Origin of the sequence: Polyangium fumosum (genome assembly GCF_005144585.1) — a bacterium.
GTDB lineage: Bacteria > Myxococcota_A > Polyangia > Polyangiales > Polyangiaceae > Polyangium > Polyangium fumosum.
In genome coordinates this window covers 42,388-67,526 of the sequence record NZ_SSMQ01000033.1, presented here as the reverse complement: position 1 = coordinate 67,526, position 25,139 = coordinate 42,388, and the positions used below count along the sequence as shown (strand labels likewise).

Sequence of the window (25,139 nt, the reverse complement as noted above, 5' to 3'; positions counted from 1 at the left end):
GCGAGCCAGTGTTCCGCAAGGGCGGGTCGGCGTTCCGCAAGGGCGGATCGACGTTCCATGACGGCGGATCGACGTTCCGCGACGGCGGGGCGGCGTTCCACGACGGCGGGTCGACGTTCCATGACGGCGGATCGACGTTCCGCGACGGCGGGGCGGCGTTCCACGACGGCGGGTCGACGTTCCGCGACGGCGGGTCGACGTTCCGCGACGGCGGGGCGGTGTTCCGCGACGGCGGGGCGGTGTTCCGCGACGGCGGGTCGACGTTCCGCGACGGCGGGTCGACGTTCCGCGACGGCGGGGCGGTGTTCCGCGACGGCGGGGCGGTGTTCCGCCAGGGCGCCCCAAGTGTCCGGACAATTCCGGACAATTCTGGACAATTCTGGACATGTTCCCCGTTCCGCCGGTGCGTCTCCCCGGCCCGCGCGTCGCTGCGATCCGTCTTTCCCGCTGGATTTCAAGCGGTTCGCGCTTACGCGTGGAGAACCTCGAAGCTTGGCATTCTTCGTGCACACCCTCGCGCCCGACGCGACGTCGTAACCCCCTATCGCGTCGAGGGAGGAATCATGCCTGCCACCTTGATCGTGACGAGCTCTTATCCCCGGAAGGGTTTCACCACCATCACGCAACTCGGCCTCAAGGCTTTGCATCTGGCACTCACGCACGCCGCCGTGATCTCGCCGCGGCTGCCGGAGGGCCTGGTCGAGGGCCTCATGAGCGACATCGAGAGCTTCGGAGACGTCGTCCCCGGCGCGAAGCAGGCCCGGAGCGAGTCGGTCGCCGCGACGAGCGAGCAATTCGCCGCGCTCGCCGACGGACACGAGCGCGCGCGGCAGGTTCGCGCCGCCCTCCACCGCCTCAAGGCGCCCGTCGATGTGAAACGTGCCTATGGCGTGGGCAGGAGAACGAGAAAGGACAGCGTTTCCGACGTGAAAGCCGCGCTCCAGCAGATCCTCGATCGCGCCAAGGAAAAACCGGCCGAGGCCGCGTCGCTCGGCATCGTTCAAAAAGACGTCGACGGCTTCGCGCTCGCGCTCGCCGCGATCACGGATGCCGATGCGAAGCAGGAGCAGAGACGCGCGAGCGCTCCGCTCACGACGCAGGAGCGGAATCGGGTCGGGAATCGGATCCTCGCCGCGGTCGCGCGGATCGAGGGCGCCGGAAGGCTGGAGTTCGCGAACGACCCTGTGAAACGCGGGAGCTTCGAGGCGCTCGGCGCAGGGCCGAAGGGAAGGAGGAGCGCGGGCGCAGCGGGCAGCACGACGGAGGAGGTGGCGTCGGGGTGACGTCGTGAACGGCGTCCCCGCCTCGCTCGCAAAACCGCCGTGACCGCCCGCCGGTCCTTCAGTTGGGAGCGCCCGGGGTGAGGCTCGCGCAGGTGCCCCAGTCGACCGAGGCGTTGTCCGTATCAGCGCCGTTCGGCAGGCGGCAAAGCGAGCGGGTCACGGTGTTGCTATCCGCGGTGACGAACGCCGTCCCCTCCACCAGGCTCACGGTGCCCACGCCCGGAAGGGTCGCCGCGGTGACGCTGCCCTCGTAGGAGAGCTTGTCGACGACGGCGGCGCCGCACACCAGCGCCACGCCCTCCGTGTCGTTCTGAAGGATGTTCGTCGACGTGGGGACATCGATCCTCTTCGCGCCGGCGGGCACCACCACCGCGCTCGACCCGACCACGAGGTATTGCCCGGCGGCGAGGGAGCCGGCCGGGCTCAGGTCCACTGTGCTGTAAGCAGCGCCATTCGCGCCGTTGACGAGGACCAGCGCGCACCCGGAGAGGCTGACGGCGCCGCCGGCCGGGTTGTAGATCTCGACGTATTCGCTGCTATCGGTGCCGACGTTGTCATAGTCGATCTCGTTGATCACGAGATCGGCGGTGGTGGCCGCCGGCGCGGTGAACGAGCCCTTCAGGGTGACACCCGAATAGGGGGGGAAGCCGAAGAGCGCCACGTAATAGGTCCCCGCCTGGACGTTGGAAACGGCGCAGGTCAGCGAGGTTCCGCTGCCGGTCGACACGCAAGCCTGGCCCAACGAAGGCCAGCCGAGCTGGACGTCCATGAAGAGGCCGCCGGTGCCGCCGCTGGTCTTGAAGACCAGGTTGGTGGCGCCCGCGGGGACGTCGAGCGTGTAATACTTGAAGCCTTCGAGGCCCCCGCTCTGGTTGGTCAGCGGCACGTTGTTCTGGAGCGACGTTGCCGGGGGCGGCGGCGGCGGGACGACGCCGACGGCGTCCCAGGCCTTCGCGACCGCGTCGATCTCCGCCTGGGTGAACCCGAGTTGCGTCGCCGCCTGCACCGTCGCGGTCTTGGCGTCGAGGAAGCTCGCGCTCGAGGTCAGGATGTCGACGTTCGCCTTGTAGAAGACGCGGGCCGCCTTGAGGATGCCGATGCCGGTCACGTGGACGGAAGACTTGCCCTGCGGGTGGGTGCCGCCCTGCGAGAGGAGGTAAAACGCCAGATTGGCGATGCCCGAGCTGAGCTGGACGTCGGCGGAGCCGGCGTTCGTGTTGTAGAAATCGAGGGATTCACCGTCCTGGGCAGGGTTCGCCATGTAGCGCAGGCCGTCGCCCGGGATCGCCGGCGTCCATACTTCATCGCCCACGATCCACGTCTTTCCGCTCACGACCTGGCCATCGCGGTACCACTCGCAGACCGCGCCGAAGATGTCGCTCATCGCCTCGTTCAGGCCGCCGGACTCGCCCGAGGAGGTGAGGTTCGACTCGCTGCCGGTGACCGCGTGGGTGAACTCGTGGGCCGTCACATCCAGGGAGAGGGCCAGGCTCGAGGAGGTCACGCCGTCCCCGTCGCCGAACACCATTTGCGTCCCGTCCCAGTACGCGTTGACGTAGTCGATGCTGTAATGAACGGAGCTGACGATCGCAGCGCCGGCGTTGTTGTAGGAGTCGCGGCCGAACAGGTTCTTGTAACAGTCGTACGTCTTGCCGAGCCAGTCATAGTGGACGTTGACGGTGGTATCGCTGCTCGCGGCCTGCCCCTCGCTCCGCACGAGCGTGCCCGGGAGGACGGGGAACCCCGGGAACTCGGGGAGATTGCCGGCCGAATACACCTTCCGGTTCTTGGCGGTGTGGATATGCGGGATCCGGAGCGCGATCGAGCCATCCGTCGCGTCCACGAGCACGGTGTCCCGCATCGGGGTGCCGTCCTCGAGCCGGCCGCGGACGTCGACTTGATACACGAGCGCGAGCCGCTTTCCAGCAGCGTAATAGGCGAGCGGCGCCTCGCCGCCCACGACGACGTCCGCCGCCTCGGTGCCGTCCCGGGCCGCGCCGAGCGCTTCCGAAAGCTCGAGGGTGGGCACCTCGTCCGCCGGTAGGTCGCTCCGCGCGCCGCCGTTTGCCGCGATGATCACCCCGTCCCGCACATGAAGCACGAGCTCCGCGCCGAGGACGGGCAAGCCGTTCTTGGTCTGCGAGAAGCGGACGTGCTGGTCTCCCTGCTCGTCGGTGCGAGCACGCCGGAGCGAGAGCTCGCTCGCGTCCGCGCGGAACACCGGGGCGATGTCCGAGAGGACCGCGCCGAAATCGGTCTTTTCGACGGGATCCGCCGTCGCGAGGCGGCCGAGGTTCCCTATCACGAACCGCGGGATCGCGTCGTCGTCGAGCTGCACCACCTCCGCAGCCGGCAGTGCTGCCAGATGCGCTGGGATGTTTGAGCTGGGCCTGTCGCGCCCATCGTCCACCCCCGCGTCCGTACCTTGGCATGCCGCCGCGGCGAGGATCGCCGTTGTCACACCCAGACCCCGCATGAGCTTCTTGCGAATCAATGCAGTCTCCTTTGCATCCGTCGAGCCGCGCTCGATGGTCGCATCCTTGTCGTGGCCTCCGCGCAGGGCAGTATACATTGAGGCGAGGAGCGCCGCTGGTTACAAGCGGTTACATCACACGTACGCGAAGGCGCCGAGCCTAACGGGCGCGCCGCCAAGGTGTCAGAGACGAGCTTCGCGAGGGCCCGTGGGGTCCCGGGGTCCGACATGAAGCGCATGATCGCCAATTCTCCGGCCGGTTGGAATGCGATTCATGCTCCGTCCAGAACCGCCCTGAGCGGCATCCAGTTCGCTTGGATCAAGCAGAGACAGCGAGGTGGTGGAGGGGGTCGTCGGGACCGACCCTTTGCACCCGATACGATCACGACGGTTGCTTCCGCGCCATGAACAGGGCAGAGATGAGGGCGAGAGGTCCCATGCTCGAGGCGGATCCTTGAACCGACCAACCCCGGCGCAGCTTGAGACAGCCAGGCGATTGCTGGTGCACGAGGGTGCGGCCGGCGTCGCGGACGAGCGTACTGCGACGGCCGCCGGCCGAGTCTACGAGAAGCTCCATACTCACATGGTCCCTCTCGTGAGCGCCGAGGGCGTCCGGTTGTTGTTCGCGCGTAGCGCGAAGCTGACGCAAGGTGAATTCGCTTGCCTCGCTGCGTCCTCCCGCCTCGAAGGCTCGACGGAGCTCTGCGCGTGTTTACAGGCACAAGATCCCGCCGTCGCCATGGCGGCGGCCACGGCCCTGTTTGGAACCTTCATCGCGTTGCTCACGACCTTCATCGGAGAGCGACTCACGACCCAGGTGCTACGCAGCGCTTGGCCGACGCTCGAAGAGATGCCGCCCACGGAGAACGAAACATGATCGACCGCGTTCCGATTCGACACTTGTCCTCCGGGGTGCCGGGCCTCGACGAAGTATTGGGCGGTGGGGTTCCGGAGTTCTCGTTGAATCTGATCGCCGGTGGCCCAGGGTGCGGCAAGACGACCTTGGGGCATCAGATCATGTTCGCGAACGCAAGCCCCGAGCGGAGGGCCGTGTACTTCACCGTCATCGGCGAACCTCCCATCAAGATGCTTCGCTATCAGCAGCAGTACACTTTCTTCGACGCTACCAAAGTGGGCGACGGCTCGGTTCGTTTCATCCACCTCGGCAAGCAGGCGCTCGACGGCGGGATGGCGAAGGTGCTGGAGGCCATCGTGCAGGAGATCGAAGCGTCGAATCCGGGAATCGTCGTCGTGGACTCTTTTCGCTCCATGGTGCGAGGCGCGCTCGCCTCCGGGCCGACCGGCGAGCGGGAGCTGACGGACTTCATGCAGCGCCTCGCGCTGGCGCTCACGGGCTACGAGGCCACCTCCTTCCTCATCGGGGAGTATGCAGAAGGCGAGCACGACAGCGCCGTATTCACGGTGGCCGACGGGCTCATCTGGCTCTACCAGGCTGTCGAGCGCAACTCCGTCGTGCGCAAGGTGCAGGTGATGAAGTCGCGCGGCCAGGCGCAGATCCCCGGACTCCACACGGCCCGCATCACGGACGCGGGCTACAGCGTCTTCCCGCGGCTCCTCAAGCCGATGGAAGTCCTCATCGAGCGCCCTCTCGAAGTTCGCCTCTCGACCGGCGTAGAGGGCCTCGACGAGATGATGGGAGGCGGCATCCCGCGCGGGTACTCCGCGCTGATCGCCGGTCCTTCCGGCTCGGGGAAGACGGTGCTCTCCAATCAATTCATCCTCGAGGGAGCCACGCGTGGCGAACATGGCATCGTGGCCATCTTCGAAAAGCGGCCCAACGATTATCTGCAGACCACGCCGCACGGGGAGGATTTCGAGAAGCTGGTCCGCCAGAAAAAGTTGGAAGTCCTTTACCTGCGCCCGCTGGATCTCTCGATCGACGAGACATTGCTGGAGATTCAAAATGCCGTGAAGCGCCTCGGCGCGAAGCGGGCGGTGATCGATTCGTTGTCCGGTTTGGAGCTGGCGCTCGCTCCCACGTTCCGAGAGGACTTCCGCGAATCGTTGTACCGAATGATGGGAGCGCTGACGGGGCTCGGCGTCACGGTCATGGCGACGGTCGAGCTCGCAGACTCCTACAACGATCTTCGATTCAGCCCACAGGGCATCGCGTTCCTGACGGACGCCATCATCATGCAGCGCTACGTCGAGATTGACGGGCAGCTCAAGCGAGCGATGGCGGTCGTGAAGGTGCGCTCCAGCCAGCACAGCAAAGACCTGAGAGAGTACGAAATCTCGTCGGATGGCGAGGTCATCGTCGGCCAAGCGCTCAAGGGATACGAGGGGCTTCTCACGGGGCGTCCGAGCGGCGGGGAGAGGGGCAAAGGAGGACGAAAGAGGCGCAGGACGCGCTGAGAACCGCCTGCCCACGAGGGATTTCGTGAAGGGCGGTGCACCTGACGCGCGAACCGAGTAATGTAGATGTCGGCGCACGAGGGGCGCGAGTCATGGCGAAGCAAAGCATCGTCGTCGAGCTGGACGACGAGACGATCCGTTCCTTGGCCGTGCTCGGCCAGCCGAACGAAGTGCTCGCGCGGCTGGCCGATTCCGCGATCGAATCCGTGCACCGCCCCGACCACCAGCGACGCGCCCGTACGGACGAGAGCCTGCGGATCGAACGGGACAAGGCCGACGACCGCGACGCGGAGGCGCTCGGGCCCTTGGACGAGCGAGCCGCCGTGGATGCGATGCTCGCGCACGAGCGCGTGGAGCGGAGGCGGCGTAACCTGGCCGGCATTCTGGCGCACGAACGCCAAGCCACCGACGAGGATCTGACCGGCGAACGGGCTCACGTCGATTCGCTGCTCGTCGACCAGCGTGAAGCGAACGCGCGGATGGTCCGCGCGACGATTCGTGCGCACGAACTGGCGGACGCGGCGGACGCGGCCATGGAGCGCGCAGAGGAGAGCGCGCGCGAGCTCCGTAGGGTCGCGGAGTTCCGGGAGCTGTTCATGGGGATCCTCGGGCACGACCTGCGTAACCCGCTCGCGTCGATCGTCACGTCCGCCGCCGCGCTGCTTCGGCGCGGCCACGTCGACGAGCACGACGCCAAGACGGCCGCGCGTATCATCCGCAGCAGCCAACGCATGAGCCGAATGATCAGCGAGATGCTCGATTTCACGCGCGCTCGTCTTGGCGGCGGGTTCCCGATCGACCCGCAGCCGACCGATATGGGTGATGTCTGCCGAAACGTCGTCGAGGAATTCGAGGCGACCATCCAACTGGAGGTGGAAGGCGACGTGACAGGCGTATGGGACCAGGATCGCTTGGCGGAAGTCCTCTCGAACCTCGCGGGCAACGCGATCGAGCACGCCGCGTGGGGAACGATCGCGCGCATCAAGGCCTATGCCGAAGGAGCGGAGGTCATCGTCGAGGTCAGCAATCAGGGCGATGACATTCCCGCGGACGTGCACCCGTTCATTTTTGAGCCCTTTCGCCGAGCAAAGCAGCACGAGAAGTCAGCGACCGGGAATCTCGGCCTCGGCCTCTACATCGCGCACGAGATCGTGCTCTCGCACGGCGGTACGCTCGAGGCGCACTCTGCCGGCGGCACGACAACCTTTGTGATGCGTCTGCCACGCCGTTCCCCCTCCTGCTGACCCGCAAGGACATCCAACGGATCCCCCGTTTCAGGCCCCGCTCCCGCTCCCGCAACCTCTCCGCTGTTGACAGCCCCCGCCAAAAGGACACCATCATGCACGCATCCTTGACGGCAGGAGGCTCACTTTGCTGAAGCACCTCAACATCGACGAGATGGTCGCGATCCTCGCGCCCTGGGTGGACGAGACGAAGCGCAAGGGCGTGTTCCTGGCCATCCCGGAGATCGCGCCGCTGCACGGAAAGGTGTTGAAGGTCTACGAGGCCGTGATCACCCTCCCGCAGACGAAGGCGACGCCGGCGGCGCTCGCGTCGATCCTCGAAGAGGAGACCCTCGTCGACGCGCGGCACGATCACCTCGCGCGGGCGATCTCGCTCTCGCTCGACGCGCGGGCCGAGCTCTACCTCGCGGGGCACCCGCCCGACTTCGCGCGCGCGGCGCGGGCCCGGGACATCTCGCGCAAGTTGTTCCCGACGGGCCTCGCGATCGTGAATGCGTCGCTGCTCGCGGAGTCGGGCAACACGGCGCGGGTCGCGCGGCTCATCCGGGACGAGGAGCCGTGGATGGTCGAGTTCCTCGGGGAGATCCCGGCGGGCGCGCCGCCGCACACGCTGCGCGACGTGGTGGACGCGTGGATCGCGGCGGGCGCGCGGCTGGCCGAGCTGGAGAACGCGCGCACGGAGCTGCTCGCGAAGGAGGCGGCGAAGCCCGAGGGCGCGCTGTCGCCGCAAGCCGCGCGCAGCTTGTGGCTGCGGGTGGTGACGCAGGTGCTCTCGAACCTGGAGCTGTCGGAGGCGCCGGCCGAGTACATCGAGGCAATCCGGAGGCCGGTGATGCGCGCGTCGGAGCGGGCGGAGCGGCGGTACGCGGGGGAGAGGGGCGGCGACGAGGACGACGCGCCGGTCGATACCTGACCCGAGCGCCGCGGAGCTGTTCGTCTCGCTAGAACATCGATCGGTTCAAGAACCGCTCGATGTTCTAGGCTTCTTTCGTCCCGAGGGGGACGCCTCGCGTCCCCCTCTCGCCCGGGCCAAGCCCGGTCGATTCACCCCCCGAGGCGAGCTCGCTTCGCGATCTCGCAGAGCATCGAACCGTTCGATGCTCTAGCAGCCTGTGGAATGATCGTCGCGAGCGCCCCGAAGCTAGGGCGACGGAGCGAGGAATCCTCAAGGATTTCGAGCGATGTCGACCGACGATTCGGGGCGCGCAGCAGATAAGTCCACAGGCTGCTAGGCCCGGGCGTGGCCCCGCGGGATACGCACGGTGAAACGGCTCCCTTCGCCGACGCGGCTCGCGACGTCGATCGAGCCGTGATGCGCGACGACGACGTCCTTCACCATGAGGAGCGCGAGGCCGGCGGAGCGCCCCGTGCGTGGATCCCGCTCGAAGAGCCATCGCCGCGTGGATTCGGGCATGCCGGGGCCATTGTCGGAGACGATGAAGACGAACTCGTTCGTCGCGCGATCGAAGCTCGCCGCGAGGTCGACACGAGGCGCGGCGGCGTCCGGACAAGCGGCGAGGCGGACCGCATTTCCGAGGAGCGTCGCGAGGAGCCACGCGAGCTTCTCTTCGTCCCCGTAAAGGACGGGCGGCAGGCTCGGATCCTTGTGCAGCGCGAGCTCCACGTCCGCCGCTCGCGCCTGCGAGAGGAAGCGGTCGAGGGTGGTCATGAGCAGGTCCGGGACGCGGACGAGCGAGCGGCGCATGGGGAGCGCGTCCACCGAGACGAGGAGCAACGTTCGGAGCTGCCCATCGACCTCCGCGACGACGCGGCGGAAGGCGACCACGCCCGCGCCCGCGTCGCTGCACGTGTCCTCGCAGGCCTTCGCCACGGCCTCGCTCACGGCGGGCCCGTCGGGGCGGCGTTCGAGCCACGTCGTGGGCACGCCGCCGGCGCCTCCCAGCACGGTTCCATTCGGACGAAGGAGGATCAGGAGATCCGGAGGCGCAGCGCGGGGCTCGTCGGGTTGCGTGTCGTGTTCCATGGCTCGATGGCGAAAAGCTAGGCGCGCTCGCATCAAGGGGACGTCAAGGCGCCAGGCGAACGCATCAAGAAATCATCCAGGTGCGCGGCGACGCCCCCGGACGAGGACGGGTCCGCCTGCCTGCGCGGGGCGGCCGGGAAGTTGGCCCTCGGGCCTCACGGGCGCTAAGCGCGCTGTGTGCTGGCCAAGCGCATCATCCCGTGCCTGGACGTGAAGGACGGACGCGTCGTCAAGGGCGTCCAGTTCGTCGGGCTCAGGGACGCGGGCGACCCCGTCGAGGCCGCCCGGCGTTACGACGAGGCCGGCGCGGACGAGATCACCTTCCTCGACATCACGGCCTCGCACGAGAAGCGCGGGACGCTGCTCGACATGGTGCGCGCGGCGGCGGACCAGATCTTCGTGCCGCTGACGGTGGGCGGCGGCGTGGGGAGCGAGCGCGACATCGAGGCGCTGCTCGACGCGGGCGCCGACAAGATCGCGATCAACACGGCCGCGGTGCGCGAGCCCGAGCTCGTGGAGCGGGCGGCGGCGCGCTGGGGCGCGCAGGCGATCGTGGTGGCGATCGACGCGCGGAGGGTTGGGACCGAAGAAACCCCGGCACGCTGGACCGTCGTGACGCACGGGGGCCGGCGGGAGACGGGGCTCGACGTGGTGGCGTGGTCGAAGCGGATCACGGAGCTCGGGGCGGGGGAGATCCTGCTGACGAGCATGGACCGGGACGGGACGAAGGCGGGCTACGATCTCGCGCTGACGCGGGCCGTGGCGGACGCGGTGCGCGTGCCGGTGATCGCGTCAGGGGGCGTGGGGACGCTCGCGCATCTGTACGAGGGGCTCGTCGAGGGAGGGGCGGACGCGGCGCTGTGCGCGTCGATCTTCCACGACGGGACGTACTCCGTGGCGGAGGCGAAGGCGTACCTCGCGGGACGCGGGGTACCTGTGCGGCTTGGGGAACCGAGGAGAGGTGGGTCGTGAATCGGGCGAACGTGACGCTGACGGAGGTCCTCGGGGCCGCATCCGCGCGGGCCGCGGCGATGGTGCCGGAGAGCGCGGGTTACCTCGTGCTTTCGCTCTGTGACGCGCTCGGGAATCTGCCGATCCGGGTGGACCCGAAAGCCGTGACGCTCTCGGCCGAGGGCATGGTTCTGGTGGACCGACAAGGCGAGGTGCTGTCGGGTCCGGAGGCCGCGCGTGGGCTGCGGGAGCTTCTGGCGAGGCTGCTCGCGGTGACGGCGGGCGGAGCGCCGGGGCTCTCTGCGGTGGCAAGGCCGCGAACGCAGGCCGCCGAGCGAGGTCCGGGCATGGTGGCGGCGGAGATCGAGGCCGCGCTGGTGCCCTTGAATCGAGGTGCTGCGAAGCGGACGCTGGCAAGGCTGGCGAAGGAGACGGCGCGCGCGGTGGAAGCAGGGCTTTGTGTGGAGCCTGCGCCGCTGCCGGCGCCGGTCGTGGTGGAGGCGCCGGTGGCCGTGGTCGCGCCTGCGCCCGTGGCCGCGCCCGCTCCCGCTCCCGCTCCCGCTCCCGCTCCCGCTCCCGCTCCCGCTCCCGCTCCCGCTCCCGCTCCCGCTCCCGCTCCCGCTCCCGCTCCCGCTCCCGCTCCCGCTCCCGCTCCCGCTTCCGCTCCCGCTCCCGCTCCCGTGGCCGTATCGAAACGACCCGTTTCGATCGCAGAGATCCCTTCCCTATCGCCGGATCTGCTCTTCACCGCGCCGCCCTCGGGCCCGCTGCGCGAGGCGACGCCCACGCTCCAGGACCCGATGTCCCTCGAAACGACGGACGCGACGCCGCTTTGCAGCGTCAATCTCGCGTTGCTGGAAGCGCCGGCCGAGAGTGAACCGTCGAGCCCGGCGGCCGCGGTGTTGCCCGCTTCGGAGCCGGTCGTCGCGCAAGCCGCGGCACCCGTGGCGCCCACGATGTCCGATTCGACGTTGCTTTCGGCGCGGGAAGCGGCGGTCGAGCTCGTGCCGCCGCCCTCGGCGTCGCCCGCGGCCGCGCCGGTGTCCGTGAAGGACGCTGGGGGACGCGTGACCCACGAGTCGACATTGCCCTGGCCGGTCGGGCTCGGGATGCGGCCGCCGACGCCGCCGCCGGCATCGGCGCGGCCGATGGTGGCGCCGTCGGTACGCGTCGAGGCAGCGCGCGTCGAGGAAGCGCCGGCTGTTGTGCATGGGGTGCCGTCGGAGCTGCCGCCTTCGGCCGAGGAGTTGCTCAGCTTCGAGTTCGAGGTGCTCACGCCCTTGCCTTCGCCCGCCGTGGAAAAGGGCGTGGAAGCGCTGTCGCTGTCGGGATTCTCGAGCATGGTGGAGGCGCTCGAACCCCCCGCGACGGAGCCGCCCGCGTCGGTGGAGCCGTCGGTGTCGGTGGCGCCTTCGGTATCCGTGAAGGCTGCGATCGTGGTGGAGCCCGTGGTGGCTGCGGAGCCTGTGGCGTCTGCGGCGCCGCCGATTGCAATCGTGGAGGAGGCTCCGGCGGAGGCGGCCGTGGCAGCGGCGCCCGTGAAGGCGGGGCCGGACCGCGTGGATGAGCTTCTCAAGCGATTCGCGCTGCCGGAGGGCGGCGAGGACGCGATGTTCCGGGCGACGGCGTCGAGCTTGAAGGAGCTCGCGGGGCTCGTGCCGACGCCTTATGCCCCGGAGGTGGTGCCGGCGATCCGGATCGCGGCGCGGCCCGAGGGAAAAAGCCCGGAATGGCTGCCCCAGGCGCCCAAGGAGCCGGCGGAGATCCTGCCGGCGCCGCTGGTGCCGGTGCAACGCAGAATGGGGGCGCGGGTGCTCGTGCCGCTCGCGCTCCTTTTGGTGGTGCTGGCGGGGACGGGCGCGCTCGCCTGGGCCAAGCCGGGGATTTTTGCGCGCGTGCCAGAGCTCTGGAAGGCGGCGCCGAGCGACGCCGCCGCGAAGCCCGTGGCCGCGACGGACGAGGGGGAGTAACGCGCGATTCGGCGCGGCGTTACCCGCGATCGAACCATGCCTTCGTCGCCGCCGCGCCATTGGCGACGAGCATGTCCTGCGTCGCCTTCGGCAGCTTGAATTCGGTCGTGGAGACGCCCGCGTCGTCGATGAAAATCGTCCGCGCGAGCGCGGCCTCGTCGAGGTGCAAGAGGGTCGACGAGGTCAGGATGAACGAGACCAGCGCCTTGGCGTAGTCCTTGAACTCGTGGATCTCCATCCGCGGGAGACGCCAATCCTTGCTGGCGGCCTCGTTCTCCGCCTTCGTCCCGAGGCAAAAGCCGAGCGTCCCCTCCTCGACCGCCGGCCCACGCGGCTGGTCGCCGAGGACCGGGGTTTTGCGGAGGCGGTCGAAGAGGTCGATCGGGTAATTCCACGAGACGCCGCCGTCGACGTAGAGGTCCCCGTTGAAGGGATACGCCTCGAAGAAGAGCGGAATGCTCATTGATATGCGCACGGCCTTGTACAAAGGGACGTCGGGATGGGACGCGGCCGAGAAGACCTCGGTCATGCGTTGCGAGAGGTTCGTCGTGACGACGTACAGGCCGCGCGCGCGGCCAGGGTACGCAGCGACGAGGCCCGCGAGTTCGGCGAAGGTAAGGTCGGGCTGGGGACGGCCGGTCAGGCGCTCGGTGAGGTGCGCGATCTGGTTGCGGATCCAATCCTCGGCGGTCTTGCCCGGGTTCACGCCATAGCTGTCGAGGAGGCGCTTCGCGTCCCCGATGAGCCAGCCCCTGCCGTCGATGAAATCGGAGAAGTCCGTCTCGCGTAAGATCTTTTCGAGCTCCGCGGCGTCGACGCCGACGGCCAGGAACGCCGCCGTAATCGCGCCCGCCGAGGCGCCGGCGACCTGCGTGACGCCCCCGAGCAGCCCCCGCCGCTCGAGCTCCGCGATCGCCCCGGCATACGCGATCCCCTTCATCCCCCCACCCTCGAACACGAGATTCCGGATCTCCATGACACGAGCCCTCCATCGGACAGGGTATCCGGGGTGGGGGGTGGGCGTCATCCATGAAGCGACCGGGGTCGAGGGATGGAAGGGCTGGAGAGGGAATTCTGGGCCCTGGCGGTACATCCGTCTCCCCTCGAAAGCGCATGGGATCGGATGGCTGGCGTACAGCGACGTGGTACGCTACCGGCATGATCACGCGGTTCGAGGTCGATGGGTTCAAATCGCTGCGGGATTTCGCGGTGGATCTGGAGCCGCTCACCGTGTTCGTCGGCCCGAACGGCGCAGGGAAGTCGAACCTGCTGGAGGCAATGGCGCTGCTTGGACGGCTGGCCTCGATGCCCGTGGAGGAAGCGTTCAAGAAGGGACGCGGACGGGTCCTCGATCAGTTCAGCCGGTTCGGGGGAGAGACGAGTCGGACGATTCGATTTGCGGTCGAGGTGTCGCTGGGCACGCCCATTCCAGCACCCGAGGAGGCAGCGCCGCCGTTCCCCACACGATATCGATACGAGCTCACCATCGAGCGCCGCGCGCAGGGATCGGGAGTCGACAGGTTCGTGATCGAGCATGAGAGTCTGCGGGGGAAGCTCGACGGCGGCGAGACGGCCCCTTTCCTCCAGCAAACCGGAGAGGCTTCATTCACGACTACTCTTAGGACCGTGGTTGCGCACCAATTTGGGAGTGCTCCGGATGTCTTCAGCGCCCTCGTGGGAGAGCTCGGCGCATTCCGTATCCTCCACCTCGATGCCGCCCGCCTCCGCGAGCCCAGTGAAAAGATCAGCTCCGGCATCCTCGCCCCCGACGCATCCAACCTCGCTGCCATTCTCGCGGATCTCCCCGCGCCCGCCCTCGGTGCGATTCGCGCCGATCTCGCCTCGCTCGTGCCGGGCCTCTCCGGCTTCGACGTCGTTCCCGAAGGAGACGCTCTGCGCCTCGACTTCAAGCTCTCCGGCGGGGAGCATCTCCCGGCGCGCCTCGCCTCGGATGGCACGCTGCGCGCCCTCGCGCTCCTCACGGTGCTCACGGTCGAACCGCATCCGTCCGTCCTCGGCATCGAAGAGCCCGAGAACGGAATTTATCCCGGACGACTGCGTAGGCTCCTGTCGATCCTGCGTGATACGGCCGTCTCGGCCGACAAGACGCAGATCCTCCTCACCACACACTCGCCCGTCGTCGTCGCGGCATTTCGCGACCAGCCCCAAATGCTCCGCGTCGTGGACGTCGTGGTTCGCGACGGCAAGCGCGAGACCCGAGCCCGCCCCGTGGGCAAGCCCAAAAAGCCGAGCGACAGCGCGTTCGTTGCGTCGCTGCGCGAGGTCGACATGCTGCTCCACGCCGCGGACGCCGAGGCGGCCGAATGACACGGAGGCGCGTGTACCTGTGCGCTGCCCTTTATGCAGAGGGGCCGAGCGACTACGATTTTCTTTCGCCTCTCATCAATCGCCTGCTCGATACGCTTGGAAATGAGCTGGAACCGGGCCGCGTCGAGGTCGGGGAGACCCTTGGCATCGACGCTCCCAGGCCATACCCGCCGAAGCGAGTCGATCGCATCGCAGCCGCAGTAGCCGAGTATTGGGACTCTTTCACATTGCTGGTCATTCACGCCGATGGTGGAGGCGATCCGGACGAGGCGCGAAAGACCTGCGTTGCTCCCGGTATTGGTCTGGCCAGCAGCGCTTTCCCTCTCGTCGCAGTCCCCTGTGTCCCGGTGCGCGAGATCGAGGCTTGGATGCTCGCAGATGTGGAGGTCTTTCGGACGATCCTGGGTCGCGGGGCCGAGCCCTCTCTACCGGCAGCCCCCGAGCGCGAAGTGGATCCAAAGCAGTCCCTCCGACACATCCTCCAGCAGGGAGGGTTCCGTCGCGGAGCCGAGAGCGTTCATCGTCTCTTCGGCGAAGAGGTGCGTTTCGAGGCCCTGCGGAAGCTATCGGCCTTCCAGCGCCTCGAAGACGATCTCCGCGAGGCCATCCGAGCCATTGCGCGCGCCTCGGACGGCGGAGACTGAGGCCGCCCGCAAAAACAAGGGCCCCCGCGCATCCGCGCAGGGGCCCTCTTCAGCGAAGGAGCGTGTCGATCAGGCCCGCTCGAACAGGCCCGCCGCGCCCATGCCGCCGCCGATGCACATCGTCACGATCGCATACCGCCCGCCGCGGCGGCGCAGCTCGTAGAGCGCCGTCGCCGTGAGCTTCGCGCCCGTGCAGCCGAGCGGGTGGCCGAGCGCGATCGCGCCGCCGTTCACGTTGAGCTTCTCGTCCGGGATGCCGAGCTCGCGCTGGCAATAGACCGATTGGCTCGCGAACGCCTCGTTCATCTCGACGAGGTCGATGTCGGCGATCGAGAGCCCCGTCTTCTTGAGGAGCTTGCGAACCGCCGGCACCGGGCCGATGCCCATGATCGACGGATCCACGCCCGCCGTGACGAACATGCGCAGGTAGCCGAGGGGCTTCACGCCGAGCGCGTCCGCCTTCGCCTTCGTCGTCACGATCGCCGCCGCCGCGCCGTCCGAGAGCGGCGAGCTGTTGCCCGGCGTGACCGAGCCGACGGTCGCGAACGCGGGCTTCAGCGCCGAGAGGCCCTCCAGCGTCGTGTCCGGGCGCGGCAGCTCGTCGCGCGTGAACTCGAACGCGACGCGCTCGTTGCCCTTGTAGCGCACGCCCGTGACGGCCACGATCTCGTCCTTGAAGCGGCCCGCCTCGATCGCCGCCGAGGCCTTCTTCTGGCTCGCCAGCGCGAACGTGTCCTGATCGGCGCGCGCCACGTTGAAGCGCTTGGCCACGTTCTCGGCCGTGATCCCCATCGGCGTGTAGACCGTCGGGTACCGATCCATCGCCTCGGGCGAGACCGAGATCTTGTTGCCCGTCATGGGCACCATCGACATGCTCTCGACGCCGCCCGCGATGACGATGTCCGCGTACCCGGCCTCGATGCTGCCCGCCGCGAGCGCGATCGCCTGCAGGCCGCTCGAGCAGAACCGGTTGATGGTCATCGCCGAGACCTCTTCGGGCAGGCCGCCGAGCAAGCCGACGGGCCGCGCCACGTTGAGCCCCTGCTCGCCTTCCGGCATCGCACAGCCGAGGATCAGGTCGTCGACCTCCGACGGCTTGATCTGCGGCACGCGCGCGAGCAGGCCCCGAATGACCTCACCCGCGAGCTCGTCGGGGCGCTTCTGCGCGAGCGCTCCCTTGTGGGCACGGCCCACGGCCGAACGAACGGCCTCCACGATCACGATGTCTGCCATGGTCGTCGCCTCGCCTAGTTCCGCAGGGGTTTGTTGGTCATCAGGATGGACTGCATACGCGCCTGGCTCTTCTCTTCGCCGCACAGGCTCACGAAGGCCTCACGCTCGAGCTCGAGGATCTCGTCCTCGGTCACGTCGTGCGCGTTGCCGCTCGCGCCGCCGCAGAGCACGACCGCGAGCTTGTTCGCGATCTTGGCGTCGTGCTCGGTGGCATAACCACCGGCGACGAGCGTGTCGACCATCATCCGGAGCGTCGCGATGCCGCTCTCGCCCGGCAGCCGGTACGCCTTCGGCGCCGCCGGGTGGTAGCCCGACTCCGCCAGCCCGATCGCCTTCGCCTTCGCCTCGGTCAAGAGGCGCGCCTTGTCGAACGAGACGCCGTCCGTCTTGCGGAAGTAGCCGAGCGCCTTCGCCTCGTCCGCGCTCGTCGCGACCTTCGCGAGCGCGATGTTCTTGAAGACCTGGGCCACGATCTCCAGCGTGTTGATGCTCGCGCCCTCGGGGATGCCTTCGAGCGCGCGCCAGAGCATGTTCAGCGTGCCCGCGCCGCCCGGGATCAGGCCCACGCCGACCTCGACGAGGCCCGCGTACGTCTCGGCCGCCGCCTGCACCACGTCCGCGCCGAAGCAGAGCTCGAGGCCGCCGCCGAGCGTCATGCCCCACGGCGCCGCGACCACCGGCACGCGCGCGTACTTCAAGCGCTGCGTCGCGTACTGGTAGTTCTTCACCATCGAGCGGATCGACTCCCAGTCCTTGTTGCCGGCCGCCATCACGACCATGAACAGGTTCGCGCCGACGCAGAAGTGATCGCCGTCGTTGGAGATGACGAGCCCGCGGAAGCTCTCCTCGGCCTTCTCGGCCGCCTGCGAGAGCATCGAGATCACGTCCGGATCGATGCTGTTCGCCTTCGTCTTGAAGGTGAGGCCGAGGATGCCGTCGCCGAGATCCCACGCCTCGGCGCCGTCGTTCTTGAGCACCGGCGCCTCGCCCTTCTTCAGGATCGAGAACGTCGCGTTCCGCGGATCGACAGCGCGCTTCACGTAGGCGCCCTTCACGAGGTCGTACACCTCGTCGCCCTTGTAGAAGCCCGTCGCGCCCGAGGCGCGCATCTTCTCGATCGAGGCCGGCAGCGCGATGCCCTCGGCCTTCATGCGGTCCGTGGTCTCGGCGAAGCCGAGCGCGTCCCACGTCTCGAAGGGCCCGAGCTCCCAGTTGTAGCCCCACTTCATCGCGTCATCGACCGCGGTCACGTCGTCCGTGATCTCGCCGATCCGCCGCGCGGAGTACGCGAGCGACTTCGAGAGCACCTTCCACGCGAACGCGCCGGCCTTGCCTTGATCGGCGACGAGCTTGCGCACGCGCTCCGCGGGCGAATCGATCTTCTCGATCGACTTCGTCGCCTTGCGGATCGCCTCGTCGCCGCCCTTCGCCCGGTACTCGAGCGTGGCGACGTCGAGCGTCTGGATCTGCCCGTCCTTGCCCTTCTTGTAGAAGCCGCCCTTCGTCTTGTCGCCGAGGATCTTCTTCTCCAGCATCGCGCGGGCGAACGCCGGGGCCTTGAAGACCTCACGGTCCTCGTCCGCGGTGAGCGACGCATAGCAGTTGTCGGCGACGTGCACGAACGTGTCGACACCGACGAGATCCGCCGTCCGGAAGGTCGCGCTCTTCGGGTGGCCCATCGCCGGGCCCGTGATCGCGTCGACGTCCTCGGGCTGGAGGCCGAGCTCGATCATGCCGTTGAGCGTCGCCAGCATCGCGTGCACGCCGATGCGGTTGCCCACGAAGTTCGGCGTGTCCTTGCCGACGACGATGCCCTTGCCGAGCACGTCCTCGCCGAAGCGGACGACGCGCTCGAAGACAGCGGGGTCCGTGTCGGGGCCGGCCACGAGCTCGAGGAGCTTCATGTAGCGGACCGGGTTGAAGAAGTGCATGACGAGGAAGTTCTTCCGGAACGCCTCGCCGCGGCCCGCCATCATCTCCGCGATGCGCAGGCCCGAGGTGTTCGACGCGACGATCGCGCCCGGCTTGACCAGCGCTTCGAGGCGCGCGAAGAGGCTCTGCTTCGGCTCGAGCTTCTCGATGATCGCCTCGATCACGAGATCACAATCCTTCACGCGCTCGAGATCGTCCTCCACGTTGCCGACCTCGACGAGGCGGGCGAAGGAGGGGTGGAAAAAGGCGGCCGGCCTGGCCTTCACGGCCTTGTCGAGCCCGCCCTGCGCCCACGCGTTGCGGGCGCTGCGGTCGTTTTTTTTCGTCTCGTCGAGATTCGGCGGGACCATGTCGAGCAGGACCACGTGGATCCCGGCATTCGCGAGGTGGGCGGCGATGCCGCTGCCCATGACCCCGGCGCCGATGACGGCTGCACGGTGGATTGGCTTCATCCGAGAAGGCTCCCTGGTTGTCGTTGCCGGCGGAGGGGTACCGCGGAGGCCGGCCGGTGTCTACGGACAGGTGCCGCGACGCGGCAGGTACGGCAGGTAGGGGAAACGGAGCGTCATGTCCACCCTGGCCCGCTCACGCGCCGCGGAACGTCCGGCGCATGTCGGCGAGCCAGGCGCGTGCCGGGGCTTCGTCGGGGAAGAAACGGAAAGCGAGCTTCCTGTGCGCAAAGACGCGGGCCGCGTTCGCGATGAGCTCCGCGACGACCCGGAAGCGGAAGCTGCCGCCGACGAACGCGGTCGCCTGCGCGCGTTCGTCCCGGATGGCCGCGATGCTGCGGCGGCACGCGGGCTCGACGTCCTCGACGCGGCGCAGGTCCGCGAGGGTCAGGAGGTAGCGCTGATCGGAGAGCAGATCGGCGCGCAGCGCGGCGTACTCCGCGACGTGGGGCGCGCGGATCACGCCGCGGAAGGAGAGGATGAGCAGATCCGGCGGCTCGATCGTCGCGACGTGCTCGCCGATCACGGCTTGCCGCAATGGGGGCATGGTCCTTTTTCACCGAGCACGACCTCCCGCGGCAACTCCCGGGCCGGTTTTCCACGCTCGAATTGAACGAACACGTCCCCGAACGCCGCCGCCTCCTCCGCGTCGTGCGTGACGAGCACCGCCGGGAGCGACCGCCGCGCGAGCGCCTCCCTGAGCGATCGGCCGATCGAGAACCGCGCCGCGCGATCCAGCGCCGAGAGCGGCTCGTCGAGCAAAAGCAGCCTCGGCTCGGCGGCGAGCGCCCGCGCGAGCGCCACCCGCTGCCGCTCCCCGCCGGAGAGCGCGTCCACGCGCGCCCCGCGCAGCGCCGAGAGCCCGAGCTCGTCGAGCAGCGCGAGCGTCGCGGGGCCCGGCTTCTTGCGCTCGGCGCGGGGCAGGCCAAAGACCACGTTGCCGAGCACGTCGAGGTGCGGAAAGAGCGCCTGATCCTGCGGCACGTACCCGATCCGCCGCCGCTCGGCCGGCACGTGGACGCCGCGCATCCCGTCGTCGAGGGCCTCCCCCGCGAGGCGCACGGAGCCACGCTTCGGCCGGATCAGGCCGGCGATCGCGCGCAGCGTGACGGTCTTGCCCGCGCCCGAGGGGCCGAACAGGACGAGCACGCCCGCAGGCAACGAGAAGCGCGCCTCGACGGTGAACACCGACGCGCCGCGCCCCACGGTGACCTGCAAATCGACCTCCAGCGCGGGCGCGCCGCTCATGCCGGTGCCCGCCCTTCTTTGGGCCCGAGCAAGCCGGCCACGAGCACGACCACGACCGAGATCCCCGAGAGCACGATCACGTAGAGCCCGGCGCGCGCGTCGTCGCCCTCCTGGAAGGCCGAAAAAATCTCCACCGGCATCGTGTTCGTGCGGCCCGGGATGTTGCCCGCGAGCATCAACGTCGCCCCGAACTCGCCGATCGCCCGCGCGAAGCCGAGCACGAGCGCCGCGAGCACCCCACGCCACGCGAGGGGCAGGGTCACCCGAAACACGACCTCCCACGGCCGGAGCCCGAGCGTCCGCGCCACGTCTTCGAGCCGCGACGGGACCGCCTCGATCGACGGTTGCGCCGTCTTCACGAGGATCGGCAGCGCCACGACGGCCGACGCGAGCGCCGCGCCGGCCGGCGAGAACACGAGCCGCACGCCGAGCCCCTCCTCCAGCATCCGCCCGAGGAGCCCCCGCCGCCCAAACACCACGACGAGGAAGTACCCGACGACCGAGGGCGGCAGGACGAGCGGCAAGAGCACGAGCGCGTCGACGAGCCCACGCAGCCTGTACCGGACACGCGCCTGCAAGAGCGCGATCGCGAGCCCGATCGGCCCGACGAAGAGCAGCGCCAGGCCGGCGACACGGAGCGAGAGCAGGATGGGGAACGACGTGGACGACTCCACCGGCGGCGATGCTAGACGCCGCGGCGCGCGTGGGCCAGCGATGCGCGCGCGGCTTGACGCCTCGCTTGGCCCAACGATACCGTCTCTCATGTCCGGCGTTTGGAAGCCCCTCTGGGGTTTCGCGTGGCCTCTGGCCGGCGCGGCCGCGCTCTTCGGGGCGACCCCGGCGCACGCGCAGCAGGAGGCGGCGGCCGAGGCCCTCTTCGACCGCGGTTTGGCCGAGATGCAGGCCCGCCATTTCGACGTGGCTTGCCCCGCGTTCGCCGAGAGCCAGCGCCTCGACCCGCGGGCGGGGACCTTGTTCACCCTCGCCGAATGCGAGCGCCTCTGGGGCAAGATCGCCTCGGCCTCCGCCCATTACGCGGAATATCTGCGACTCGTCGACGCCATGCCGGCGACGCTCCGGCCCAAACACGGGGCGCGCGCGGCCATCGCCCGGAAAGAAAAAGCTGCGATCGAGCCCTCGATCCCCAAGCTCAGCCTCGTCCTCCGCGGAAAAACCTCGTCCGGAGTCCGCGTCACGCGGGACGGGTTCGAGCTCGGGGCGGCCTCGCTCGGCACGGCGCTGCCCGTGGATCCGGGTGAGCACGTCCTCACGACGCAGATGCTCGGCGCTCCGCCGATCGAGACGCGCGTGACGGTGGCCAAAGGCGAGTCGAAGACCGTGGAGCTCGACGTGCAGGCGGCGCCCGCGGAGCCGACCCTCCCTCCCCTCTCCTCGACCGACCTTCGCTCCCCCGAGCCCCCCGATCATGCGCATCGCGTGGTCCCGACCTGGGCCTGGATCGCTGGGATCGGGGGCCTCGCCGCGATCGGCGGGAGCATCGCGTTCACCGTCGCGCACATGAACGTCCGGAACGCCGTGGCGGAGCGCTGCCCCGACGGCACGTGCGACGAACCCGGGCTCGCCGACGCGTACCGCGCGTCGTGGAACCGCGACCTCGCCCTTTCGCTCACGTTCGGCGCGCTCGGCGCGGCCGGCGTCGGTCTCGCTGCCGTGGGGTTCGTCCGGACGTACGGTGCGCCGAAGGCGACCGAGGCCGTGACCTTCGTTCCGTGGGCCACGAAGGGCGCCGGCGGCGCTGTCGTCCTTGGCCATTTTTGAAAGGACGCGTTTCATGCGAAGGGCCCCGCCGTCCGCGCTCGCACTCCTCGTGGCGCTCCCGCTCCTGCCGGCTTGCGCGCCGGCGCTCCAGGATCCGCTCCCGACGTGGCAGGAGGGTCCGATCGGCACGTTCGAGGCCGCGGCCGTCGTGAAGGTCGGCGGCACGGGCGCGCGCGCGCTCACGGGCGTCGCGGCACGGAGCGCGGGTGAATCCGTCGTCGTGGGCCATTGCAGCGGCGAGCTGCTCCTCGGCATGACCCCCAGGCCGTGTGCGGCCGAGGAAAACCTCTTTCTCCTCGAGCTCGCCCCGGCAGGCGGGCTGATTGCGTCCGTCGTCACCGGGGATCTCGGCTCCGTGCGCCCCCGCGCGACGGCCGCGCGCGCGGACGGCGACATCGTCCTCGTCGGAGATCTCGCAGGCGCCTTCGATTTCGGGCCGAGCCGGGTCGAGAGCGTGGGCGGGCGGGATGCTTTTCTCGCGAACCTCGACGGATTCAACCCGGGAGGCGAGGTCCTCGGCGAAGCAAAACGTTTCGGGGACGTCGGAGAGCAACGCGCGACGAGCGTGGCGACCACCACGGACGGCGGGACGATCCTCGCGGGCATGTTTTCGGGCACGCTCGACCTCGGCGACGGCCCGCTCGCGAGCGAGGGGGATTACGACGTTTTCGTCGCCTCGCTGAACGCCGCGGGAGATGCCCGGTTCGCCGCGCAGATCGGTGGTCCGCTCGCGCAACGAGCGGCGGCGATCGCGGCGGGCCCGGACGGCGGGGCCGTCGTGGTCGGCGATTTCGAGGGCTCGCTCGATCCGGCCAACGCGGCCGTCGTGAGCGCGGGCGGCAGCGACGTCTTTGTGGCCGCGCTCGATGGCGCGGGCGAGGCGCGATGGATGCTCGCGCTGGGGGACACAGGCGACGAGGAGGCGGCCGGCGTGATCGTGGATCCCACGGGACAGACGTTCGTGCTCGGGAGCTTCTCCGGCCGCGTGGGACGCGGCGCCACGCTCGCGGCGACGTCGGCGGAGCGCGCGGCGTTCGTCGCGACGATCGATTCCAAGGGCGCGCTCGTCAAGGTCCGGAGCTTCGGCGAGACCGGCGTCACGCGCGCCAGGGCGATGGCGCGGACGCCGGACGGAGGCGCCGTGGTCGCGCTCGATTACACGGGCCGGGTCGAGGTGGGAGATCGTGTCTTCGAGAGCCAAGGCGCCGAGGACATGCTCGTCCTCGAGATCGACGCGTCCCTGAGGACGCGGCGCGCCGGCACCTTCGGGGGCAAGTATGCGCAGCGCGCGACGGGCATTTCCGTGAGCGAGGAGGGGCGCGTCTTTTTGGTGGGTGATTTCGAGGGAACCCTGACCGCCGGGGACGACATGGTCAGCGCCGAGTCGTTCGAGCCGTTCTGGATGCGGATCGATTGACGGAGCGGCGACCGGCGAGGACGGCGAGGCCCGCGAGGATCGAGGCCCAAAGCTCGGGGCCCGCGCCGACGGCGCTCCCGACCCGGCAGGCGCACCCGGACACGTCGACCACGGGGTTCGGGCAGGAGAGACGCGGATCCAGGGGACACGAATCCGCGAAATTGGCGACGCCATCCCCGTCGATGTCGGCGTCACACGCATCCCCCGCGCCGTCGCCGTCCATGTCGCTCTGCTCCGCATCGGGGACGCCGGGACAAACGTCGTTCGTATCGGCGACCCCGTCCCCGTCGTCGTCGACGGCGTCGTCCGCGTCGCACGCGTCGCCGACCCCATCCTCGTCGCGGTCCTCCTGCCCGACGTTCGGCGTCATCGGGCAGTTGTCGCCCATTTCCGTGGGAATCCCGTCGCCGTCGGGATCGGCGTCACACGCGTCGCCCACGCCGTCGCCGTCCTGGTCCCCTTGGTCGAGATTGGCGACGTCCGGGCAATCGTCGTACGCGTCGGGCACGCCGTCCCCGTCTGCGTCGGCGCTGCACCCATTGCTCGGTGCCCCGTCGCAATCGCTGTCGATCGCGTCGCCGCACACCTCGGCCGTGGGCTCTCCGGGCGTGGCGTTGCACGCGGTCGCGCCATTGCCGTCACACACCAGCATGCCCGTGCTCATGCAGGCGCCGATGCCCGCGCTGCACGCGTCCCCCTTCCCGAACCCCTCGTCCGTGCAGCCATTGCAATCGTTGTCGGTCTCGTCGCAGGTCTCGCCGACGAGCGAGCCGTCGAGAATGCTCGCGAGGGCCGCCGTCAGCGCGGCCTCGTCGGCCGCCGCGATCGCCTTGCCGGTCCCTCCCGCGCCCGCAATGGCGTCGTTGACGGCGATGCTCCCGAAATCGACGACGTGCGTCTTCACGCTCCAGGAGATCCCTCCCTTGGAGAACCCCGTGAGCAGATCCGCTGCGGCGTCCGCCGCGTCCGCCGCGTCGTCGCAGGCCTCCGTGCCGGCGGTCAGAAGAATCACCCGCAGCGGCCGACAAGGCCGTTCTCCCGCGTCGGACAATGGTGACGGAAACGACCGGCCTCCGTTCGGGCTGCTCCAGCCGACCGAAAAGTATCGATACGCGTCGCGCAACACCCCGTTGAGCGGCCTGCCGCCGGTCGCCCACACCTCCTTGGGGATCCCGCCGGACGGCGCGCAGGCGTGATCGACCCATAACAAGAGCTCCGAGACGTTCGAGGGGTCGAGCGGCGGCGCATAGAAGTTGTCGCGCTGCACCGGCACCAGGATCTCGGCCCCGCGCCGGTCCGAAGAGCTCGGCAGCGAGCTCGGCTCCGGCCCGCACCCGGACTGCGGCGAGCCCCCTCCGCCATAATCGAGCCAAATGCACGACCCGTTTCCGTCGTTGCCGCACGACGACGAGCAGGTCAGGACCGTCCCGCGGGCAAACGCGGCGAGGCCGATGCTCACCTTGTCGCCATACGCCTGGACCGTCTTCTTCACCGCGCACTTCGTGTGCCCGATACGCGTGGTCGGGTAGCCGCAGGAGTTCGCCACCGCGGCCCCGCCCTGCATGACGCTCGCCGTCATCGCGCTCGACGAATCGACGGCAATCAGGAAATACGGCTTCGCGCGCGCGGGCCACATCGCCGGCTCGAGGGCACACACGGCCGGATCGGCGCGCGTGACGTTCGGGAAAAAACTCGCCGCCGCGAACGCGGAGACGACCACGCAGGCGCCCGCGCCGCGCGACCCGCGCCGCTTGGCGCTCCGAGCGTCCCCCGAACTCATCGTGATCGTGGCCTCCTTGCTCGCGGATGCTCGCATGTCGGATCGGTT

20 protein-coding genes are annotated in these 25,139 nt (G+C 69.2%); 11 read left to right on the top strand and 9 right to left on the bottom strand.

Annotation, left to right across the window (positions count from 1 at the left end; all coding sequences use genetic code 11):
* The first annotated feature begins 563 nt into the window (after positions 1–563).
* Positions 564–1,283: a hypothetical protein gene (locus tag E8A74_RS28060; protein WP_136932157.1), complete on the top strand. Its 720-nt coding sequence runs from the start codon at positions 564–566 to the stop codon at positions 1,281–1,283.
* Positions 1,284–1,341: 58 nt separating this feature from the next.
* On the opposite strand, the gene E8A74_RS28055 is transcribed toward E8A74_RS28060, so the two are convergent.
* Complete coding sequence (locus E8A74_RS28055) at positions 1,342–3,621, bottom strand: M4 family metallopeptidase (protein WP_232379777.1); 2,280 nt, start codon at positions 3,619–3,621, stop codon at positions 1,342–1,344.
* Between the two features lie 718 nt (positions 3,622–4,339).
* Here E8A74_RS28055 and E8A74_RS28050 point away from each other — a divergent pair.
* The 4 genes from E8A74_RS28050 (at position 4,340) to E8A74_RS28035 (ending at position 8,289) form a co-directional block, all read left to right on the top strand.
* The gene (locus E8A74_RS28050; RefSeq protein WP_136932156.1) at positions 4,340–4,633 is read left to right on the top strand and encodes a hypothetical protein; all 294 of its coding nucleotides are present in this window, start codon (positions 4,340–4,342) and stop codon (positions 4,631–4,633) included.
* Positions 4,588–6,132 (top strand): ATPase domain-containing protein, encoded by a 1,545-nt coding sequence (locus E8A74_RS28045; protein WP_211365463.1) that lies wholly within the window; start codon positions 4,588–4,590, stop codon positions 6,130–6,132. The genes E8A74_RS28050 and E8A74_RS28045 overlap by 46 nt, the downstream gene beginning before the upstream one ends.
* Positions 6,133–6,224: 92 nt before the next feature.
* Positions 6,225–7,376: a sensor histidine kinase gene (locus E8A74_RS28040; RefSeq protein ID WP_136932155.1), complete on the top strand. Its 1,152-nt coding sequence runs from the start codon at positions 6,225–6,227 to the stop codon at positions 7,374–7,376.
* 127 nt (positions 7,377–7,503) lie between these two features.
* On the top strand, positions 7,504–8,289 hold the full coding sequence (locus tag E8A74_RS28035; protein WP_136932154.1) for a hypothetical protein: 786 nt from the start codon (positions 7,504–7,506) through the stop codon (positions 8,287–8,289).
* Between the two features lie 315 nt (positions 8,290–8,604).
* Here E8A74_RS28035 and E8A74_RS28030 read toward each other — a convergent pair whose 3' ends face one another.
* On the bottom strand, positions 8,605–9,360 hold the full coding sequence (locus E8A74_RS28030) for a sensor histidine kinase (RefSeq protein ID WP_136932153.1): 756 nt from the start codon (positions 9,358–9,360) through the stop codon (positions 8,605–8,607).
* Positions 9,361–9,537: 177 nt separating this feature from the next.
* Between E8A74_RS28030 and hisF the strand changes: the two genes are divergently transcribed.
* Together hisF and E8A74_RS52780 are read left to right on the top strand one after the other, a co-directional pair.
* The gene (gene hisF, locus E8A74_RS28025) at positions 9,538–10,332 is read left to right on the top strand and encodes an imidazole glycerol phosphate synthase subunit HisF (protein ID WP_136932152.1); all 795 of its coding nucleotides are present in this window, start codon (positions 9,538–9,540) and stop codon (positions 10,330–10,332) included.
* Entirely contained in the window at positions 10,329–12,281 is a 1,953-nt protein-coding gene (locus E8A74_RS52780; protein ID WP_170229421.1) for a hypothetical protein, read from the top strand. The genes hisF and E8A74_RS52780 overlap by 4 nt, the downstream gene beginning before the upstream one ends.
* Before the next feature lie 19 nt (positions 12,282–12,300).
* Here E8A74_RS52780 and E8A74_RS28015 read toward each other — a convergent pair whose 3' ends face one another.
* Complete coding sequence (locus E8A74_RS28015; RefSeq protein WP_170229430.1) at positions 12,301–13,257, bottom strand: patatin-like phospholipase family protein; 957 nt, start codon at positions 13,255–13,257, stop codon at positions 12,301–12,303.
* 182 nt (positions 13,258–13,439) lie between these two features.
* Here E8A74_RS28015 and E8A74_RS28010 point away from each other — a divergent pair, with 182 nt between their 5' ends.
* Together E8A74_RS28010 and E8A74_RS55900 are read left to right on the top strand one after the other, a co-directional pair.
* Entirely contained in the window at positions 13,440–14,609 is a 1,170-nt protein-coding gene (locus tag E8A74_RS28010; protein ID WP_170229429.1) for an AAA family ATPase, read from the top strand.
* A 368-nt stretch (positions 14,610–14,977) separates the two neighbouring features.
* Complete coding sequence (locus E8A74_RS55900) at positions 14,978–15,253, top strand: hypothetical protein (protein WP_338089491.1); 276 nt, start codon at positions 14,978–14,980, stop codon at positions 15,251–15,253.
* 69 nt (positions 15,254–15,322) lie between these two features.
* Here E8A74_RS55900 and E8A74_RS28000 read toward each other — a convergent pair whose 3' ends face one another.
* From E8A74_RS28000 to modB, 5 genes are all read right to left on the bottom strand, one after another.
* Entirely contained in the window at positions 15,323–16,486 is a 1,164-nt protein-coding gene (locus E8A74_RS28000) for a thiolase family protein (protein WP_136932148.1), read from the bottom strand.
* A 14-nt stretch (positions 16,487–16,500) separates the two neighbouring features.
* Positions 16,501–18,870, bottom strand: coding sequence for a 3-hydroxyacyl-CoA dehydrogenase/enoyl-CoA hydratase family protein (locus E8A74_RS27995; RefSeq protein ID WP_136932147.1), 2,370 nt, complete (start codon positions 18,868–18,870; stop codon positions 16,501–16,503).
* A 133-nt stretch (positions 18,871–19,003) separates the two neighbouring features.
* Positions 19,004–19,393, bottom strand: a complete 390-nt coding sequence (locus E8A74_RS27990; RefSeq protein WP_170229428.1) for a hypothetical protein — start codon at positions 19,391–19,393, stop codon at positions 19,004–19,006.
* Positions 19,390–20,115 carry an ATP-binding cassette domain-containing protein gene (locus E8A74_RS27985; RefSeq protein ID WP_136932145.1) on the bottom strand — a complete coding sequence of 242 codons (726 nt, stop codon included), beginning with the start codon at positions 20,113–20,115 and terminating at the stop codon, positions 19,390–19,392. Before E8A74_RS27985 ends, E8A74_RS27990 begins: the two co-directional genes overlap by 4 nt.
* The gene (modB, locus tag E8A74_RS27980) at positions 20,112–20,789 is read right to left on the bottom strand and encodes a molybdate ABC transporter permease subunit (protein ID WP_211365462.1); all 678 of its coding nucleotides are present in this window, start codon (positions 20,787–20,789) and stop codon (positions 20,112–20,114) included. Before modB ends, E8A74_RS27985 begins: the two co-directional genes overlap by 4 nt.
* An 88-nt stretch (positions 20,790–20,877) precedes the next feature.
* Here modB and E8A74_RS27975 point away from each other — a divergent pair, with 88 nt between their 5' ends.
* Positions 20,878–21,894: a peptidase associated/transthyretin-like domain-containing protein gene (locus tag E8A74_RS27975; protein WP_136932143.1), complete on the top strand. Its 1,017-nt coding sequence runs from the start codon at positions 20,878–20,880 to the stop codon at positions 21,892–21,894.
* 13 nt (positions 21,895–21,907) lie between these two features.
* Entirely contained in the window at positions 21,908–23,311 is a 1,404-nt protein-coding gene (locus E8A74_RS27970) for a hypothetical protein (RefSeq protein ID WP_136932142.1), read from the top strand.
* Here E8A74_RS27970 and E8A74_RS55005 read toward each other — a convergent pair.
* Entirely contained in the window at positions 23,268–25,127 is a 1,860-nt protein-coding gene (locus E8A74_RS55005; RefSeq protein ID WP_136932141.1) for a thrombospondin type 3 repeat-containing protein, read from the bottom strand. The genes E8A74_RS27970 and E8A74_RS55005 overlap by 44 nt on opposite strands.
* Positions 25,128–25,139: the final 12 nt, after the last annotated feature.

Bases quoted from the DNA above. Each gene is read 5' to 3' on its own strand.
- E8A74_RS28060 (WP_136932157.1), top strand. From the start codon at position 564: ATGCCTGCCACCTTGATCGTGACGAGCTCTTATCCCCGGAAGGGTTTC.
- E8A74_RS28050 (WP_136932156.1), top strand. From the start codon at position 4,340: ATGGTCCCTCTCGTGAGCGCCGAGGGCGTCCGGTTGTTGTTCGCGCGT.
- E8A74_RS28040 (WP_136932155.1), top strand. From the start codon at position 6,225: ATGGCGAAGCAAAGCATCGTCGTCGAGCTGGACGACGAGACGATCCGT.
- E8A74_RS28030 (WP_136932153.1), bottom strand. From the start codon at position 9,360: ATGGAACACGACACGCAACCCGACGAGCCCCGCGCTGCGCCTCCGGAT.
- E8A74_RS28015 (WP_170229430.1), bottom strand. From the start codon at position 13,257: ATGGAGATCCGGAATCTCGTGTTCGAGGGTGGGGGGATGAAGGGGATC.
- E8A74_RS28010 (WP_170229429.1), top strand. From the start codon at position 13,440: ATGATCACGCGGTTCGAGGTCGATGGGTTCAAATCGCTGCGGGATTTC.
- E8A74_RS55900 (WP_338089491.1), top strand. From the start codon at position 14,978: ATGCTCGCAGATGTGGAGGTCTTTCGGACGATCCTGGGTCGCGGGGCC.
- E8A74_RS28000 (WP_136932148.1), bottom strand. From the start codon at position 16,486: ATGGCAGACATCGTGATCGTGGAGGCCGTTCGTTCGGCCGTGGGCCGT.
- E8A74_RS27995 (WP_136932147.1), bottom strand. From the start codon at position 18,870: ATGAAGCCAATCCACCGTGCAGCCGTCATCGGCGCCGGGGTCATGGGC.
- E8A74_RS27985 (WP_136932145.1), bottom strand. From the start codon at position 20,115: ATGAGCGGCGCGCCCGCGCTGGAGGTCGATTTGCAGGTCACCGTGGGG.
- E8A74_RS27975 (WP_136932143.1), top strand. From the start codon at position 20,878: ATGTCCGGCGTTTGGAAGCCCCTCTGGGGTTTCGCGTGGCCTCTGGCC.
- E8A74_RS27970 (WP_136932142.1), top strand. From the start codon at position 21,908: ATGCGAAGGGCCCCGCCGTCCGCGCTCGCACTCCTCGTGGCGCTCCCG.
- E8A74_RS55005 (WP_136932141.1), bottom strand. From the start codon at position 25,127: ATGCGAGCATCCGCGAGCAAGGAGGCCACGATCACGATGAGTTCGGGG.